Here is a 16,575-nt window from a genome sequence, read left to right on the forward strand (position 1 = left end):
TTAAGTTAAAAGCCCTCGACACCCGCCTGTTTAAGCTGAGCAGCCAACCGCTGCACGTCTGGATGGCTGAAAAATGCCACCAGCGCGTCAGCACGTAGAGGACCAACGCCGGGTTCAGCCTGCCAATCGGTGTGTGTATAGCCTGCCAAAGTATCCCACTCCCCTAGCTGAGCGCTGCCACCAGGCGGCACTCCCAGCGCCGTTAACCATTGAGCATAGGAGGCCGTCTTTGCAGCCTCAAACTGGGCAGCAAGCGCTACTGCACGAACGTCGCCCACGCCGTGTGCCCGCTGAAGCTGTTCCGGCGTGGCTGCCAGCCAGCCCAGAAGTTCAGTCACAACACCTGCCTCCATAAGCGCTTGCCAGGTACCTTCCCCAACGCCCTGCATAGTTAACTGGTCACTTAAAAAACTAAGCCGCGCCAGCAGCTGCGCGTCGCAGTCTGTGGTGAGCGTAAAGCAACTTAATAGGTGATAGCGCTCTGGGGAGGGCACACCAAGCGGCGCCCGCTCACGGGTTTGCCACACCACTTCTGTTACTTGGGGGATAGTAAGTCCTGCCAATGTTATGGCGACGTGATCTCCCGGGCGCACGTCCCACGCTTCCCAACGTTCCAAAGACCCAAGCGACACACGGCTGATGCGTCGCCCTTCTATTGTCACTGGGTAAAGCCACAGTAATGGGGTCACCCGCCCTGTTCGGCCAACGCGAAACTCGACGCCGCGCACCTGAACTAACGCCTGCTGAGCAGGGTACTTCCACGCCACGGCCCACTCCGGTGGCGATGAAGTCCAGCGCTGCACGCCAGGGCGTCTGGCCTGTTTCAATACCACCCCGTCGGTGGCGAATGGCAGAGGCCCGTTAAACCATCTATCGCGCCAGTCGGCAGCATCATGCCGGTCATTAATCGGATGGGTGTAATCAGCGGTATCAAAGCCTAATGCGGTCAAGTGACTCAGTCTTTCACTCATCTCAGCGGGGCCATCAGGCCAATCCCACACAAACAGCCCAACTTGCACAAGGGTTTGGCGCGTAGGCGACGCCTGCGCCATAGCACCAGCAACAGCGCCCCGCGCGCCAGAGGAAGGAGTCTGTGACTGAATATGGCTATCCAATGTCCAGTAAAGCTCACCTTGGAATACGGCTGAGAGCGGCGTTGGTAGCCTATTCGGCACAGCAGGAAGCTGCTGTACACGAGCCGTCCAGTTCTGCCCGCGCTCGCCATCACCGCGGCTAACCGCTTCGACCAACACGCCTTCTTCGTAGCGCAGCGTTATCGCGACACCATCAACCTTGGGCTGAATCCAAAGATCGTCTCGGCGGCTGATAAAGCGTCGCACGCCGTCATCATCGGCTTTATTTAAGCCCGTTTGCGCGACAGGGTGATCTAAGGTGCCATCGCTACGGGTTACTCTGGTTAGTGGTCGCTGCCGGGCCATTTCACCCAGGCAGACTTGCCAGTTGGCTAACCGAGCGACTGCTTGATCGTATAACTCATCGTCAATTAGCGATTCGCCCTGATCGTGATAGGCACTGTCCCAACGTGCAATGCGCTCGCTTAACGCTTGGCTCTCTTGCACCAGCTGTGCACGGGGCCAATCAGGACACGCACTGGCCTGTGCGGATAAGGTGACACTCAGTAAGCCCGCACTTAATAACACTACGCTTAATAACGTTGCTCTTCCCAATACGAGTCTCAATAAAGCAGTGATCAATAACCATCGTCTGCATGCTTTTCTGTTGGTATCCATACGCCCTCTCAGCACCTTGTGATAGCGCTTTCCTTTTAACTAGCGGCGACTAAACAAGACGCCAGATGAGAAGAGTGACCTTAGCGCATGACTGAAAATAAACATTCAACGTAAAAAAAAGCCCCTTGGCATTGGCCAAAGGGCACGGTCTTAACTGCATATAAGGCAGTCAGATATCTTTTTATAGGCCAGCAGCCTGGCGCAGGGCGTCGGCTTTGTCGGTTTTTTCCCATGGGAAGGCGGTAAAGGTTTCGGTATGCACTTGACCTTTGTCGTCTGTCCAGTGGTAGCTGTGCTCAAATGGCGCACGACCGAAGTGACCATAGGCAGCCGTAAGGCGGTACATAGGATGTAACAAGTCGAGCATTTTGGTAATCGCGTAAGGACGCAGATCAAAATGCTGGCGCACTAAATCAACGATTTTCGTATCGTCGATTTTACCGGTGCCAAAGGTATCGATGGATACCGACGTCGGCTCGGCAACACCGATGGCGTAAGAAACCTGAATTTCACACTTGTCGGCAAGCCCTGAAGCCACCACGTTTTTAGCCACGTACCGGCCAGCGTAAGCGGCGCTGCGGTCAACCTTAGAGGGGTCTTTGCCCGAGAAAGCACCGCCACCATGACGCGCCATACCGCCGTAGGTATCGACGATAATTTTACGCCCTGTTAGGCCACAATCGCCCACCGGGCCACCAATAACAAATTTACCGGTTGGGTTAATGTGGTACTGGGTATTTTCATCAAGCCATTCAGCGGGAATCACCTGCTCGACGATCTCCCGCTTGACCATTTTACGCAGATCATCTTGAGCGATTTCTGGGTCATGCTGGGTAGACAGCACGACGGCATCTACGCCACATGGCTGACCTTCGGCATTATACCGGAAGGTAACCTGGCTCTTAGCGTCCGGGCGCAGCCACGGCAACAGACCGTTTTTGCGCAGCTCGGCCTGACGCTCAACCAAACGGTGCGAGTAGTGAATCGGCGCGGGCATGAACGAGTCGGTTTCGTTGGTTGCGTAGCCAAACATCAACCCCTGGTCGCCAGCGCCCTGGTCTTCGGGCTTGGTACGGTCAACGCCCTGAGCGATATCAACGCTCTGCTTGCCGATCAGGTTGATTACCCCACAGGTTGCGCCATCAAAGCCGACGTGAGACGAGGTGTAACCAATATCGGTGATCACATCACGCACCAGCGCTTCCAGATCAACCCACGCAGAGGTGGTGATCTCACCGGCAATAATGGCAACGCCCGTTTTCACCATGGTTTCACAGGCAACGCGGGCCTGTTTATCTCGGGCGATAATGGCATCTAGAACCGCGTCAGAAATCTGGTCGGCAATCTTATCGGGATGGCCTTCCGAGACAGACTCGGAGGTAAACAGGGAATATTCGCTCATCGCGCACTCGACCCTCTGTATGACGGCTGCATAGTGACCGCAGCATCAGCAGGAAATCACGGCAGGAGGTTCCCTGCCCATATAAAGAAGCGGTGCTACTTGTTTTGGCGACCACTTCGGGAGGCAGAGTCTACACGCTGTTGGGGATTCTTCCCAGAACGTGACCCCAGAATTTGCCGCCGCCGGGGAAGTCAGCGACAATAGCACCTTTATTATTTCCGTTTTCAGGCGAGGAGCACCCCCATGCCGTCCCGTTTTGAGCTGGCCAATGCCATTCGCGCCCTTTCCATGGATGCTGTTCAGAAGGCCAAATCTGGCCACCCTGGCGCGCCCATGGGCATGGCTGATATTGCCGAGGTGCTGTGGAATGACTACCTCAAGCACAACCCCGAAGACCCTAAGTGGGCCGATCGCGACCGGTTCGTGTTGTCTAATGGCCACGGTTCAATGCTGCTTTATTCTCTGCTGCACCTAAGCGGCTATGAATTAAGCCTGGAACAGCTGCAAAACTTCCGTCAGCTGCACTCGCCCACCGCTGGTCATCCGGAATTTGGCTACGCCCCTGGCATTGAAACGACTACCGGTCCACTGGGCCAAGGTTTTGCTAACGCCGTTGGTTTTGCGATTGCTGAAAAAACGCTAGCTGCGCAGTTTAACCGCCCTGGCCACACCATTGTTGATCATCACACTTGGTGCTTCCTGGGTGACGGCTGCTTGATGGAAGGCATTTCCCATGAAGCCGCGTCGCTGGCGGGTACACAGCAGCTTGGCAAGCTGATTGCCCTGTATGACGACAACGGCATCTCTATTGATGGTGAGGTTGAAGGCTGGTTCACCGACGACACCGCCAAGCGCTTTGAAGCGTACGGCTGGCACGTGGTGCCGAACGTCGACGGCCATAAACCGGAAGAGATCAAAGCGGCCATTGAATTAGCTAAGAGCCACAGCGATAAACCTAGCCTAATTATCTGCAAAACTATCATTGGCTTTGGCGCACCAAATAAACAAGGTAAAGAAGAGGCTCACGGCGCACCATTAGGTGACGACGAAGTTGCCCTCGCCCGTAAGCAACTCGGCTGGGAACACGCACCGTTCCATATCCCTGAGCCCATTTATTCTGCTTGGGATGCCCGTAACGCTGGCAAAACCCGCCAGCAAGAGTGGGATACCCGCTTCGCCCGTTATGCCGAAGCATACCCAGGCGAAGCTAAAGAGTTTGAACGCCGCATGAAGGCGCAGCTACCGGCAGAACTTTCTACCGCCGCTCTTATTGAGCAGGCTCAAGAGAAAGGTGAAAGCATTGCCTCGCGCAAGGCCTCTTTTGAAGCGTTAAATGTTATCGGCCCGCAAATGCCCGAGCTGCTCGGCGGTAGCGCTGATCTTGCGCCGTCTAACTTGACCTTCTGGAAGGGCGCCAAAGCAATTACTCCGGAAGACGCTAGCGGCAACTACCTGCACTACGGGGTACGTGAGTTTGGCATGGGCGCGGTGATGAATGGTATCGCCCTTCACGGTGGTTTCGTTCCTTATGGCGCGACTTTCCTGATTTTCATGGAATACATGCGTAACGCCGTGCGTATGGCAGCACTGATGGGCCAGCAAGCCATTTACGTATTTACCCATGACTCTATTGGCCTGGGCGAAGATGGTCCCACCCACCAGCCGATTGAGCAGCTGACCAGCCTGCGGACAACGCCTAACCTGAACACATGGCGCCCCTGTGACGCCGTTGAAACTGCGGCTTCCTGGGATGCCGCAGTGAAACGCCACTCTGGCCCCACCGCGTTGGTGCTCTCGCGCCAGAACCTGCCTCACCAGCAACGCACCAAGGCGCAGTTAGCTGCTATTCAGTGCGGCGGTTACGTTTTGAAAGACAGCGACGGCACGCCCGAGCTGATCTTGATTGCCACTGGCTCTGAAGTATCACTTGCCATGGACGCAGCAGCAGAACTGGAACAGCAGGGTAAAGCGGTGCGCGTGGTTTCCATGCCGTCAACCTACCGCTTTAACGGCCAGGATGCGGAATACCGTGAAAGTGTACTGCCTAAGGCAGTCACCAAACGGATTGCAATCGAAGCGGGTCACGCCGACTACTGGTATAAGTACGTTGGTTTAGATGGTCGTGTTATCGGCATGACCACCTATGGCGAATCGGCACCGGCTGGCGAGCTGTTTAAACATTTCGGCTTTACGGTTGAAAATATTGTTAAACAGGCTAATGAGCTGTTGGGCTAACGCCACGCAGACTGATCTAGTGCGGGCTTTGCCATGCCCGCGCTAAATGGTCTGCTATGGCTAATTAGCTACTGGTTAATCGGAGAAGTGGTGGTCCACTTCTCCGGCCTACCTTTTTCTTCAGGGGTGGTTGGTATGCTGTTGCTATGCGCCACCCTTACCGTTCTTGGACGTGTGCCTTCAAGTTTAGCCGCTGCTGCCCAACCGCTTATTGCGCTTCTCGCCATGCTGATTATGCCCGGCGTTGTCGGTGTGTTTTTTATTCTGGATGAGTTGGCAGGCCAGTGGTTCGCTATTTTGTTTGCCTTACTATTGGGCACACTGCTAAGTGTTATCACCACGCTGTGGGTGTTAAAGCGGTTAATTGGACGCTCCCATGCTCACTAATTTGCTGTCTACTTTAACCATAACGCCGCTCTTTGCCGTTGCCTTAACACTGGCGGCATACTTGCTCGGCAGCGCGCTGTTTAAACGTCTGCGCAATCCCTCCTGGTTACCGGCAATATTAATTGCCGCACTGCTGCTGGCAGGCGCGCTAGCCGCGCTGGGTTTACCCTACGACACTTACCAACAGGGCGCTGCTTGGCTAACCATCTTATTGGGACCGGCCACGGTTGCCTTAGGTATGCCACTTTACCAACAGTTGCCGCGCATCCGCGAACTATGGCGACCGCTGACGCTTTGCCTACCGATAGCGGCGTCGCTTGCCGCTTGCTATGCCTTGGCGATAGCGTGGTTGCTCGGTGCCAGCCCTTCCATTTTGGCGTCACTTGCCGCTAAGTCAGTCACCGCGCCCATCGCTATCGGCATTACCGAACAGCTAGGTGGCAGCGTGGCGCTGCTAATGGGCGCCTTGCTGGTGACTGGCGTGATCACCATCCCCTTCGTTAGCATTTCGGCTCGGCTATTAAAAATAGACGATGAGCGCATTATCGGTTTCGCACTGGGGCTTAATGGCCATGCTATTGGCACTGTGCGTGCCTTTGAACTAAGCCCGACGGCGGGCGCTTTTGCCTCGCTGGGCATGAGCTTAACGGGCATTTTTACCGCGCTACTACTGCCACTCGCCTGGCAGCTGATAAGCATCGCCAGCTGAAATACGCTATCATCGCGCATATTTTCTTAAGAGCCGCTTCGCGACATGGCTAACGCAACCTCAAAGTATCGTATTGCCATTAATGGTTACGGGCGCATTGGTCAGTGCGTGCTAAGAGCCCTGGTTGAACGCAACCTCCCTGAGCTTGAAGTGGTCGCTATCAACGAGCTTTCTGACCTTGCGACCATCACCTATCTTACCCGCTACGACACTACCCATGGTCGTTTTCCGGGCGAGGTGGATCATGATGGCGAAGTGCTGCTGATTAATGGCCATCGAATCCAGGTGCTTTGTGAGCGCGACCCGCAAGCGCTGCCCTGGGCAGCGTTGGGCGTTGACCTAGTGTTGGAGTGCTCTGGCAGTTTTAAAGACCGAGCAACGGCTGAGCAGCACTTAACAGCAGGGGCTAAGCGGCTGCTGTTTTCCCAACCTGCAGAAAGCGATGTGGATGCAACCATTGTCTGGGGCATCAACGAGCATGAATTAGCGCTCTCCCAGCGTATTCTTTCCGCAGCCTCCTGCACCACTAACTGCCTGGTGCCGTTACTGACAGTACTAGACGAAGCCTTAGGGCTTGAGCATGGTGTTACCACCACCATCCACTCAGCGATGAACGATCAGCCGGTCATTGATGCCTACCATCAAACAGACCTGCGTCTAACACGCTCGGCGATGCAATCAATTGTCCCTGTAGATACAGGATTGGCTGTTGGTATAAGCCGTTTGATGCCTAGCTTAGCAGGGCGCTTTGAATGCCTACACGTGCGCGTACCTACCATTAATGTATCAGCGATGGATGTAGCATTGACGGTTCGCACCGATACCCACGCCGAGCACGTTAACGAATTACTACGCAGTGCCAGCCAGCAACGCTTAGCTGGCGTATTGGGCTATACCGAAGCCCCCATGGCATCGATAGATTTTAATCATGACCCCCGCTCTGGCATCCTAGACGCCACGCAAACACGGGTCGCAGGAGCACGCTTAATTAAGCTGCTGTGCTGGTTTGACAATGAATGGGGCTTTGCCAATCGTATGCTGGATATCACCCAACGGCTGGCATCGCTTTCCACAAACGATGCTCGCTAGGCCTGGGCCTGTACCACGACTTTTTATCTGCTTGAACACGAGGAAACCGCTCACATGAACGTGCAAAAAATGACCGACCTGCCCCTGGAAGGGCAGCGTGTACTGATTCGTGAAGACCTTAACGTGCCAATCAAACATGGCCGTGTTTCCAGTGACGCCCGTCTTCGCGCGGCGCTGCCCACCATTCAGGCAGCAGCTCAAGCAGGTGCGAAAGTGATGCTCATGAGCCACTTAGGCCGCCCCACTGAAGGTGAGCCTGCTGACGAATTTTCACTAGCTCCTGTCGCAGAGCGCTTAACCGAATTACTAGGCCACCCCGTTGCCTTAATCAAAGATTATCTCGATACAGCACCAACGTTAGCTAACGGCGATATTGTGCTGTTAGAAAACGTGCGTTTTAACAGTGGTGAGAAAAAAGACGACGAACAGCTTTCCAAGCAGTATGCAGCACTATGCGATGTTTTTGTAATGGATGCCTTTGGCACCGCTCACCGTGCACAGGCCTCTACGCATGGCGTTGCACGCTTTGCCCCGCAGGCGTGTGCAGGCCCGCTGCTTGCCCAAGAGCTCGAGGCGCTTAAAAAAGCATTGGCGACCCCTGCTCGTCCTATGACAGCAATTGTCGGCGGCTCTAAAGTATCTACCAAGCTAGATGTACTCACAGCCCTTTCTGACAAATGCGATCAGCTCATTGTCGGTGGCGGTATCGCCAATACGTTTATCGCGGCAGCAGGCTATAATGTCGGCAAATCGCTCTACGAAGCAGATTTAATCGGCCAGGCAAAAGCATTGATGGACAAAGTGGCCATTCCGTTGCCCACTGACGTCGTCGTCGCCACCGAATTTTCTGAATCGGCTGACGCCATCGTCAAGCCAGTTGACCAAGTCGCTGATGATGAAATGATCCTGGATATCGGTCCCGAAACCGCTAACCATCTCGCTAGCCTGCTGAAAAACGCAGGAACTATTTTGTGGAATGGCCCCGTTGGCGTCTTTGAGATTGATCAATTTGGCAAAGGAACGGAAGTACTTTCCCTCGCCATTGCCGACAGCAACGCTTTCTCAATCGCTGGGGGCGGTGATACGTTAGCGGCGATTGATAAATACGCTATTGCTGACCGCGTTTCCTATATCTCGACCGGCGGTGGCGCATTTCTTGAATACGTTGAAGGCAAACAGCTGCCTGCGGTTGCTGCTTTAGAAGCGGCCGCGCAGCGCGGTTAATACCCAGCGAGGTGAACCAGTACGCTCACTGCACTCGTTCACACAGACAACCCAATTTTGACAATATAGATAAGGTGACCTCATGGCTTTGATTAGCATGCGCCAAATGCTCGACCACGCTGCCGAATATGGCTACGGCATTCCAGCATTTAACGTTAATAACCTTGAGCAGATGCGCGCCATTATGGAAGCAGCGGACGCCACCGACTCGCCAGTTATCGTGCAAGCCTCTGCTGGCGCGCGCAAATATGCCGGTGCACCCTTTCTGCGCCATCTCATCTTGGCAGCCGTAGAGGAATTCCCGCATATCCCTGTCGTGATGCATCAAGACCACGGTACTAGTCCTGCCGTTTGTCAGCGCTCTATTCAGCTTGGCTTCTCCTCAGTGATGATGGATGGTTCACTGGGTGAAGATGGCAAAACACCAATGGACTACGACTACAACGTTGATGTCACCCGCCGTGCCGTGGAAATGGCACATGCTTGTGGTGTTTCTGTAGAAGGTGAGCTGGGCTGCCTGGGCAGCTTAGAAACGGGCATGGCCGGTGAGGAAGACGGCATCGGTGCCGAAGGCAAACTGGATATGGAGCAGATGCTCACCGATCCTGAAGAAGCCGCAGAATTTGTCAAAGCGACCCACGTCGATGCGCTAGCGATCGCCATTGGCACCAGCCACGGTGCCTATAAATTCACTAAGCCACCCACCGGTGATACGCTTTCAATTCAGCGCATTAAAGAAATTCATGCGCGTATTCCCGATACCCACCTGGTAATGCATGGCTCTTCATCTGTGCCCCAGGAATGGCTGGAAGTGATTAACCAGTATGGCGGTCAAATTCCAGAAACTTACGGCGTACCGGTCGAAGAGATCATTGAGGGCATTAAGCACGGCGTTCGCAAGGTCAATATCGACACCGATTTACGCCTTGCTTCTACGGGTGCAGTACGCCGCTTTATGGCTCAGAACCCTTCAGAGTTCGACCCACGTAAATTCCTTAAAGAAACCGTGACGGCCATGCGTGACCTATGCATTGCACGCTATGAAGCCTTCGGTACCGCCGGTAATGCGAGTAAAATCAAACCTATTAACCTGGAAGTTATGTTCCAGCGTTACGAGCGTGGTGAGCTAGACCCCAAAGTGAAGTAACTTTCGTTTTTGTAGCACCCATAAGGCGGCCTAATCGGCCGCCTTATTTTGTTGCAACGCAGCATATATGTGCTATTACTAGAGGAGCGTAGCTAACTATTTCCTAACAGGTACCCCACTATGAAGCACTCTTCTATAACGACATCGGCGGCTCCACTGGCCATGTTTGATATATGGAAAGCGGGGTTAATGGCATTTGAGCTATGGAGTTCCTCGCTCACTACGATCGCTATGCGCCAACAAATGTGGCAAACACAGCCATTTTTTAGCCCCTCCATGATGCGTGAAAACCAACGTATGGTGAGCGAAAAAATGGAGGCCAGCGCAGAAGCAGGCCTTGTTATGCAAAAAACATTAATAAATGCAATGAGCGGTCAGTATGCACCTTGGTGGGTGACTAGCCAAAAAGCCATGAAGCCCTACCACCGCCGTAGCAGCGCTAATTCACGACGCTTATCACGCTAATCGTATTAGCCGTTATCGTTGTTACTCTTCTGCTCACTCTCACCGTTTTCGATGGCATCTTCAGCACTACCGGTGCCTCCAGTGCCTCCCTCAGTGTCTTCTTCATCACTATCGTTACTTTCAGCGTCGCGGTTGTTCGCGGCGTCGTTGGTAGCGGGTTCATCGCGCTGAAGTGCGCCTGCCTCAATACCGTACTTTTCCTCTAATGCCGCGTCATCTAACGCCTCATGCTGCGTATCATCTGAATCTGACGTTTCGGCTTGTGCTTGCACTGACATCAGTAGGGATGTGCAAAAAGCAATTGAAAACACCCAAGGTGTAAATCGCATCAAGGCTCTCCTTTTTTTGTGGTTATCTCAGCTTAGTCTAAACACGTCCTGCTACCAGTGTTGTCGCTTTAAAAAGCCATTCTTATCCTAAGCAATAGATGCATTAGTCAGTCATTAACCAAAGCAATTTGGCATAAACCTATAAAAAATTATCAAACAGTGTTCACAAAGAGCGAGGAATCTCGTTCAATAGCAGATGTCGGCTTAAACTAACACGGGTAGCGCGTAAGACGCTGCAAGGAATGACAATGCCGCTTCCACTTTTGCTGTTTGACTGTGATGGCACCCTCGTCAATAGTGAACCACTTTTAGCTGAAGAAATGGCTATTGGGCTCAATTCGGTAGGCTTACCTTTCAAATCCACCGATTATCTGGGGGAATTTCGAGGTGCTCGCTTTCGACGAATTGTGGCAGAGTTACAGCAACGCTATGGTAATGTCGATGAAGATCAATTAGCTAGCATGGAACAGACGATGCGCACTAGCCTAGCTAATCGGCTAACAAGTGAACTAGAGGCAATTCCTGGCGCACGTGAATCCCTTGAGGTATTGCGTCATTATCCAAGTGCCGTGGTATCCAATGGTCCAGAAAGTAAAATTCATACGGCTTTAAAGGCCACCGGCCTAGCCGACTACTTTGGTAAACGCTTGTTTAGCGGCTATACCGCTAACTGTTGGAAACCCGAACCCTGTCTTCACCTCCATGCAGCTAGTATCATGGGTTTTGCAGCAAAAGACTGCATTGCCATTGATGATGCCCTTGTGGGTATTAGAGCAGCCCTTCAAGCTGGCATGACGGTTATTCACTTAAACCGCTATCCAGATGCTGAAACTACGCCTGAAGGCGCTATTATGATCAGCAACATGTACCAATTGCCTGCAGTTGTTGAGCGCCTTACTCATGAAAAGTGGCAAATGCCAATGCCTCAACATTCAATAGAGAAATAAGTATGGCTTCATTACGTGACCAGCTCGGCGGCCTTGTGTACTCAACAGAACAAGGCAAAACTTGCCCTAGCTGCCGTGAGTCTATCGATCACTGCCGCTGTGAAGATACCAGTGAGCAAGCACGCATTGCTGATTTAGACGGCATTGTGCGGATCCGGCGTGAAACCAGTGGTCGCAAGGGAAAAGGCGTGACTACTATTAGCGGTATACCGCTCCCCACCACGGAGTTGAAGGCGCTTGCTAAAACATTGAAGAAACGCTGCGGTACTGGGGGTGCAGTAAAAGATGGCATTATCGAGATTCAAGGCGATCACCGAGAAACACTGCAACATGCACTAACCTCATTAGGCTACCACGTTAAATTAGCAGGTGGCTGATACACCTCTGTGATGGCGCTCTGTCTTGAGACCGCGCGCTAAGGGCAAGGCACTGCAATGAATTGGCTAGAATACCTGCTTCCACTCATTTTTCTATTTCCCATGGCGGCTATGGGTGGCATTGTTTTAGCATTGCGTAGCCTCCACGATGCGCGCGTTCAGTCTCCCTTTAACGCTCCTTTACGTGAACCAGGCCAGGCCCTGCGTCATCGCCTCGACCAAGCTTTTTCTAGCCTTTTTTTAAACGGCGCGCTCGGCCCCATCATTAGCCTGGCCCCTCTCGTGTACGGCATGGGGCGTATGCTATTTGTAGAAAAACAGGACTGGGTAGAGTGGGCATTATATGGCTTACTTAGCACGCTATTAGTGCTAGCGTTTTCACTGCTACTTGTCCGCGATTATCAGCGTATCCGCCGTCTTAAACTTGGCTTAGCTTGCGAGCTAGCTGTCGGTCAGGAATTAGAGCGCATGGTGAGGCCGGAAGCCCACCCCTACTATGTCTTCCACGATGTTCCCACTGATAGCTTTACTATTGACCACGTCGTTGTCACACCACACGGCGTCTTCGTGGTAGAAACGCGAGCCCGAGCATTAGCGATTGGTAGCGATGGGAAAGAGCTTAATAGCGTAGCCGTTGAACGTGAGCGGCTGCGTTTTCCTCATTGGCAAGAACGCCGTCCACTTCATAAAACGCGCCAGGGCGTCAATTGGTTGACTCAGTGGTTAGAGTGTCGCTGTGGTATACCCGTGCCTGTACGAGGCGTATTGGTGTTACCAGGCTGGGAGGTGGACACTAGCGAAGCCGCCCCCGACATATTAGTCGTAAGCGGTGAGCAGCTAGCCCGTCAGCTAACCGAACTCACCCCTGGCCAGATGAGCGATGCCATTCACGATAAGGTGATTCATTTATTAATTGAGCGTGCACGTATTATGGAACTCAAACACTTACGCCAACCCTCTGTCTGAAAGACTAATCACCGCGTAAGCGACCGCCCATTTCTTGTGCAAGATCGACAGCATAGTGATCGGTCATACCGCCAATAAAATCTAGCATACGCCGATAGCTATCATAGAGCGTCCAGGATTGCAGTGGCGTATTTTCACCAATCAATGCCAAAACACGTTGATGTTTAAATGAGCTATGGCCTGTGTGATGTAATTCATTAGCAGCACCTATAAATGCTTCTAGTAAAATTCCTAGCGTTGTGTAGGCGCCAATTTCCAACTTGGCTTTGCGCTCATTTTGAAAAATGCGTTCACGAGCCAACTGCTTTGCAGCTTGAACCCCCCATCCCAAATCAGGATGACACAGCTCTAACAAATCCTGGCCTAACGTGCCGCTGAGTAATGCTTGCTCATGCTGCACAAAGACAGCTCCCACATCATTTACTGCACGCTCCATGGCAGCACCGCGCAGTAACGCAATTCGACGCCGCTGAGATACTTTCCGCCTCTCCATCTCAGCGTATTCTGGAGGAAATTCACCGGCTATCTGGCGCAATATTTCAACCACTTCCTCATAGCGAAGAATCCCCATCTCTAAGCCATCTTCTAAATCAAGCAGGGCGTAGCAGATATCATCTGCCGCTTCGACAAGCCAGGCAAGCGGATGACGACACCAGCGTTGATCTCCCTGGGGAAGAAGCCCGACAGCCCCAGCCACTTCTTTTAACAGCGCCTGTTCAGACTGGTAGCAACCAAACTTACCCGCACGCCCGCTGTAGCGTACCGTCCAGGGATATTTAAGTAGAGTACCTAACGTAGCGGCAGATAACCGCATACCACCATTAAACTGGTTGTATTCAATTTGTGTAATAACACGGAAGCCTTGGGCATTACCTTCATACGTCAGTAAGTCTTCACGCTCTGCGTCAGACAGACCATCTAGCAAGCCACTTTTTTGAGCACGCTGAAACCAATCACGAATCGCATATTCACCAGCATGGCCAAAAGGGGGATTACCAATATCATGTCCTAAACACGCCGTTTGGACGATCACCCCTAAATCAGCGGGTGTAATCCAACTAGGCAGTCGATCCTTTAATAACTCGCCGACAATCATACCTAGCGAACGACCAACACAACCAACTTCAAGTGAGTGAGTTAAGCGTGTGTGAATATGATCATTTTCTGTCAGCGGATGAACCTGCGTTTTTCGCCCCAAACGCCTAAAAGAACCCGAGAAAACAATACGATCATGATCTTTATGAAAAGGGCTTCGACCGATTTCATGAGTCGCTTCACGCACACTACCAGGGCGTTTATCGTGAAGACGTTGAGGGGATAATAACTGGTCCCATTGCATCTGTGTCATAGCGTTCCTCCGTGAGAGCAACATTTTGACATAAAACTAAGCAAGATAACCGCCTTCAACCTCAAGACATGTGTGCAGCGACAACCACCGCTACACACATGTCATATGATAGTGACACGCGCCATTGATCAGATAATTTTTAACGCTCGATAGATGGGTAACCGCTCATCTAGAAAATCTCTGGCCTGACGCTCAAGCTCGACCAAATTTTCATTCTCATCCGAAATTGGCTTACCCTCTTTAAGCAGACATTTGTTTTGAGACGCTAAAATACGCCACGTAAAAGCAGCTAACGTTTTAGCATCATCGCCGCCCTCTAACGAGGCAAGCAGGAAAAACTGATGAAAAAGCGGGACAGCAATACCACCTCCTGTCACAGGACTTGCTAGATAACTCAACTCTGTTGTGCTTCTTGACCGACTCATTAAAAAACGATTGAGTTGACCAGTCTTGGACGCTACTTTAGCAATATCATCGTCAGATTGGGCAGGCAAAATAATACCTTTTGATGCAAGTATGGCGATTGCACTGTTAAATGCAGAGCGCCCCACCCCGTGCTCTGCTGCAACCTGCCAAAGCTCTGATACAAATACAGGTTGATAGGATGAAAGCATCTCTAGTAGTGGCGTATAAATATTGCTAGGCAAGTCAAAGTTACCCAGTCGCCCAGCGATTTTTAGCTGTACGTCCTTACGTGGCACTCCCATAATCACACGAAGACCACCTAACATTTCATCTTTATCAAGCTCACTTAAACGGCGTGCCCCTTTTACCCAGTAATCGGTACGAAATTGACGATTCTCACAAAAATCACGCACCGACTGGCGAAATAGCGGGTTAGGAATGTTATTAATTAAGGCCTGTTGCTCATTGGTTAACTGAATACTCTCAATGGCATCTGCATATCTCGCACTACAAGCCCAGTCCATTTTAGCTGGCTCTAACCAACGCGCCATTTTGGCAAATGCCATTGGCTCCCAATCACGGTTAAAGTATTCGTGGGCCACATAGTTTTTATTATCTTGCTTAATTTTAGCCAGACGATTTTTTATCTGGGGGTTAGCATTGCAATACTCAGGGTTCACAGCGACCAGCTTATCAGCAAACGCAATGGCATCATCAATACGTGAAATGGTGCCTGCTCCCTGGGCGCTCATAGTATCAGCATACTCCGCTAGCAAGTCACGCATTGGTACCATTGCCGCCCAACCTGGCTGAGTGTTATAGCTGATATATAGCACGCCTCCTACTCTTAGTTTTCGTCGGATAAAATCAACGATCACCGCACGGTTTTCATCCGAAATCCAACTCCATATACCGTGAAGACCGATGTAGTCGAACTCAGGCAAATTGTCACGCTGACAAAAATCACTAAAGGCATCATCGTACAGCTTAGCGTCTGCACCGCTAATAGAAGACAACTCCTGAGCAAACGCCGCTTGATGGGGATTAAAATCGGTCCCGTACCAATTTATTTGTGAGGCGGCCGCATGAATATTGGTGCTAATACCCTGGCCAAACCCAAGTTCACAGGCATTAATAGTTTTAGGCGGCCGAATGCCAGCATTGATAAACCCTAAAGCAATGCGCAAAGGATTAAGCTCAGCGTAATATCCATAGGTATAATTAATATCTGCTACGTATCCCGATGTCCAATCCGACATAACACCTGCTCCCAAGCGATGGCGTATAGTTCAAATTTTTAAACTGAGTCTTTAAACGAAGTCGTTTACCATCAGGATTTTAGAAACAGTCAGGAAACATTATTATGGCGCCCTTACCACTGCCACAAACTCTGACAATGACCCACACCCTGATACAAACGCTATTGCTAGATACTTGATAGTGAAGTATTTAATTCCATGGGTCTACTGAAGAGATAGCGTGAAGTTTTAAGGATTGTTAAGCGATTATGTGTGTAAATAACTTCGCAAGTATTTTTTGCTATTTATTCTCCTACGTCCCCTATTGAATGACTTACTTTCAAGTATGAAAAACCCCAGCCCTAGGGGATTTTTTCGAATCAGTAACTAACGATGACTCCTCCCAGCCCTCCGAGCCGCTCTTGTCATTCCCGCAGGCCCTCAGCGGGAATCCATGCTGACCTGGGGTTTTAGGCTGCTGCAGGTCAAGGTCAAGGTGGATTCCCGATAACCTCACTCGGGAATGACGGTGTGGAGACTCGGGAATGACGGTGCG

Annotated in this window: 15 protein-coding genes; 10 read left to right on the forward strand and 5 right to left on the reverse strand. The window is 51.7% G+C overall.

What is annotated here, in order from left to right:
• Positions 1-5: 5 nt before the first annotated feature.
• Positions 6-1,751 carry an NAD-dependent DNA ligase LigB gene (gene ligB / locus M0220_RS07415; RefSeq protein WP_084180513.1) on the reverse strand — a complete coding sequence of 582 codons (1,746 nt, stop codon included), beginning with the start codon at positions 1,749-1,751 and terminating at the stop codon, positions 6-8.
• Between the two features lie 181 nt (positions 1,752-1,932).
• Positions 1,933-3,153 carry a methionine adenosyltransferase gene (gene metK / locus M0220_RS07420; protein WP_264019044.1) on the reverse strand — a complete coding sequence of 407 codons (1,221 nt, stop codon included), beginning with the start codon at positions 3,151-3,153 and terminating at the stop codon, positions 1,933-1,935.
• Positions 3,154-3,396: 243 nt separating this feature from the next.
• Between metK and tkt the strand changes: the two genes are divergently transcribed.
• From tkt to M0220_RS07455, 7 genes are all read left to right on the forward strand, one after another.
• Complete coding sequence (gene tkt / locus M0220_RS07425; protein WP_030074321.1) at positions 3,397-5,388, forward strand: transketolase; 1,992 nt, start codon at positions 3,397-3,399, stop codon at positions 5,386-5,388.
• 33 nt (positions 5,389-5,421) lie between these two features.
• Positions 5,422-5,775 (forward strand): CidA/LrgA family protein, encoded by a 354-nt coding sequence (locus M0220_RS07430; RefSeq protein ID WP_030074320.1) that lies wholly within the window; start codon positions 5,422-5,424, stop codon positions 5,773-5,775.
• Positions 5,765-6,484, forward strand: coding sequence for an LrgB family protein (locus M0220_RS07435; RefSeq protein ID WP_030074319.1), 720 nt, complete (start codon positions 5,765-5,767; stop codon positions 6,482-6,484). Before M0220_RS07430 ends, M0220_RS07435 begins: the two co-directional genes overlap by 11 nt.
• A 45-nt stretch (positions 6,485-6,529) precedes the next feature.
• Entirely contained in the window at positions 6,530-7,573 is a 1,044-nt protein-coding gene (locus tag M0220_RS07440) for a type I glyceraldehyde-3-phosphate dehydrogenase (RefSeq protein ID WP_264019045.1), read from the forward strand.
• A gap of 54 nt (positions 7,574-7,627) precedes the next feature.
• Complete coding sequence (locus M0220_RS07445) at positions 7,628-8,797, forward strand: phosphoglycerate kinase (RefSeq protein WP_264019046.1); 1,170 nt, start codon at positions 7,628-7,630, stop codon at positions 8,795-8,797.
• An 82-nt stretch (positions 8,798-8,879) separates the two neighbouring features.
• Entirely contained in the window at positions 8,880-9,944 is a 1,065-nt protein-coding gene (gene fba / locus M0220_RS07450; protein ID WP_030074316.1) for a class II fructose-bisphosphate aldolase, read from the forward strand.
• Between the two features lie 120 nt (positions 9,945-10,064).
• Positions 10,065-10,409 (forward strand): hypothetical protein, encoded by a 345-nt coding sequence (locus M0220_RS07455; protein WP_030074315.1) that lies wholly within the window; start codon positions 10,065-10,067, stop codon positions 10,407-10,409.
• A 5-nt stretch (positions 10,410-10,414) separates the two neighbouring features.
• Here the strand turns inward: M0220_RS07455 and M0220_RS07460 are convergent, their stop codons facing one another.
• Entirely contained in the window at positions 10,415-10,738 is a 324-nt protein-coding gene (locus M0220_RS07460) for a hypothetical protein (RefSeq protein ID WP_030074314.1), read from the reverse strand.
• Between the two features lie 248 nt (positions 10,739-10,986).
• Between M0220_RS07460 and M0220_RS07465 the strand changes: the two genes are divergently transcribed.
• From M0220_RS07465 to M0220_RS07475, 3 genes are read left to right on the forward strand one after another with little or no spacing between them, the layout of a single operon-like run.
• Positions 10,987-11,685, forward strand: a complete 699-nt coding sequence (locus tag M0220_RS07465; RefSeq protein WP_030074313.1) for an HAD family hydrolase — start codon at positions 10,987-10,989, stop codon at positions 11,683-11,685.
• A 2-nt stretch (positions 11,686-11,687) separates the two neighbouring features.
• On the forward strand, positions 11,688-12,062 hold the full coding sequence (locus M0220_RS07470; protein WP_030074312.1) for a translation initiation factor Sui1: 375 nt from the start codon (positions 11,688-11,690) through the stop codon (positions 12,060-12,062).
• A 57-nt stretch (positions 12,063-12,119) separates the two neighbouring features.
• The gene (locus M0220_RS07475; RefSeq protein ID WP_030074311.1) at positions 12,120-13,028 is read left to right on the forward strand and encodes a nuclease-related domain-containing protein; all 909 of its coding nucleotides are present in this window, start codon (positions 12,120-12,122) and stop codon (positions 13,026-13,028) included.
• A gap of 4 nt (positions 13,029-13,032) precedes the next feature.
• Here M0220_RS07475 and M0220_RS07480 read toward each other — a convergent pair whose 3' ends face one another.
• Positions 13,033-14,376, reverse strand: coding sequence for a deoxyguanosinetriphosphate triphosphohydrolase (locus M0220_RS07480; protein ID WP_264019047.1), 1,344 nt, complete (start codon positions 14,374-14,376; stop codon positions 13,033-13,035).
• A 128-nt stretch (positions 14,377-14,504) separates the two neighbouring features.
• A complete protein-coding gene (locus M0220_RS07485) occupies positions 14,505-16,040 on the reverse strand; it encodes a class I SAM-dependent methyltransferase (protein ID WP_030074309.1) in 1,536 nt (511 codons plus the stop codon).
• Positions 16,041-16,575 lie beyond the last annotated feature (535 nt).

It is taken from the genome of Halomonas qinghailakensis (assembly GCF_025820815.1).
In the GTDB taxonomy this organism is placed as follows: Bacteria; Pseudomonadota; Gammaproteobacteria; order Pseudomonadales; family Halomonadaceae; genus Vreelandella; species Vreelandella qaidamensis.

What these genes read in the sequence shown, in the direction of transcription:
- ligB (WP_084180513.1), bottom strand. Translation starts at nt 1,751, where the DNA reads ATGGATACCAACAGAAAAGCATGCAGACGATGGTTATTGATCACTGCT.
- metK (WP_264019044.1), bottom strand. Translation starts at nt 3,153, where the DNA reads ATGAGCGAATATTCCCTGTTTACCTCCGAGTCTGTCTCGGAAGGCCAT.
- tkt (WP_030074321.1), top strand. Translation starts at nt 3,397, where the DNA reads ATGCCGTCCCGTTTTGAGCTGGCCAATGCCATTCGCGCCCTTTCCATG.
- M0220_RS07430 (WP_030074320.1), top strand. Translation starts at nt 5,422, where the DNA reads ATGCCCGCGCTAAATGGTCTGCTATGGCTAATTAGCTACTGGTTAATC.
- M0220_RS07435 (WP_030074319.1), top strand. Translation starts at nt 5,765, where the DNA reads ATGCTCACTAATTTGCTGTCTACTTTAACCATAACGCCGCTCTTTGCC.
- M0220_RS07440 (WP_264019045.1), top strand. Translation starts at nt 6,530, where the DNA reads ATGGCTAACGCAACCTCAAAGTATCGTATTGCCATTAATGGTTACGGG.
- M0220_RS07445 (WP_264019046.1), top strand. Translation starts at nt 7,628, where the DNA reads ATGAACGTGCAAAAAATGACCGACCTGCCCCTGGAAGGGCAGCGTGTA.
- fba (WP_030074316.1), top strand. Translation starts at nt 8,880, where the DNA reads ATGGCTTTGATTAGCATGCGCCAAATGCTCGACCACGCTGCCGAATAT.
- M0220_RS07455 (WP_030074315.1), top strand. Translation starts at nt 10,065, where the DNA reads ATGAAGCACTCTTCTATAACGACATCGGCGGCTCCACTGGCCATGTTT.
- M0220_RS07460 (WP_030074314.1), bottom strand. Translation starts at nt 10,738, where the DNA reads ATGCGATTTACACCTTGGGTGTTTTCAATTGCTTTTTGCACATCCCTA.
- M0220_RS07465 (WP_030074313.1), top strand. Translation starts at nt 10,987, where the DNA reads ATGCCGCTTCCACTTTTGCTGTTTGACTGTGATGGCACCCTCGTCAAT.
- M0220_RS07470 (WP_030074312.1), top strand. Translation starts at nt 11,688, where the DNA reads ATGGCTTCATTACGTGACCAGCTCGGCGGCCTTGTGTACTCAACAGAA.
- M0220_RS07475 (WP_030074311.1), top strand. Translation starts at nt 12,120, where the DNA reads ATGAATTGGCTAGAATACCTGCTTCCACTCATTTTTCTATTTCCCATG.
- M0220_RS07480 (WP_264019047.1), bottom strand. Translation starts at nt 14,376, where the DNA reads ATGACACAGATGCAATGGGACCAGTTATTATCCCCTCAACGTCTTCAC.
- M0220_RS07485 (WP_030074309.1), bottom strand. Translation starts at nt 16,040, where the DNA reads ATGTCGGATTGGACATCGGGATACGTAGCAGATATTAATTATACCTAT.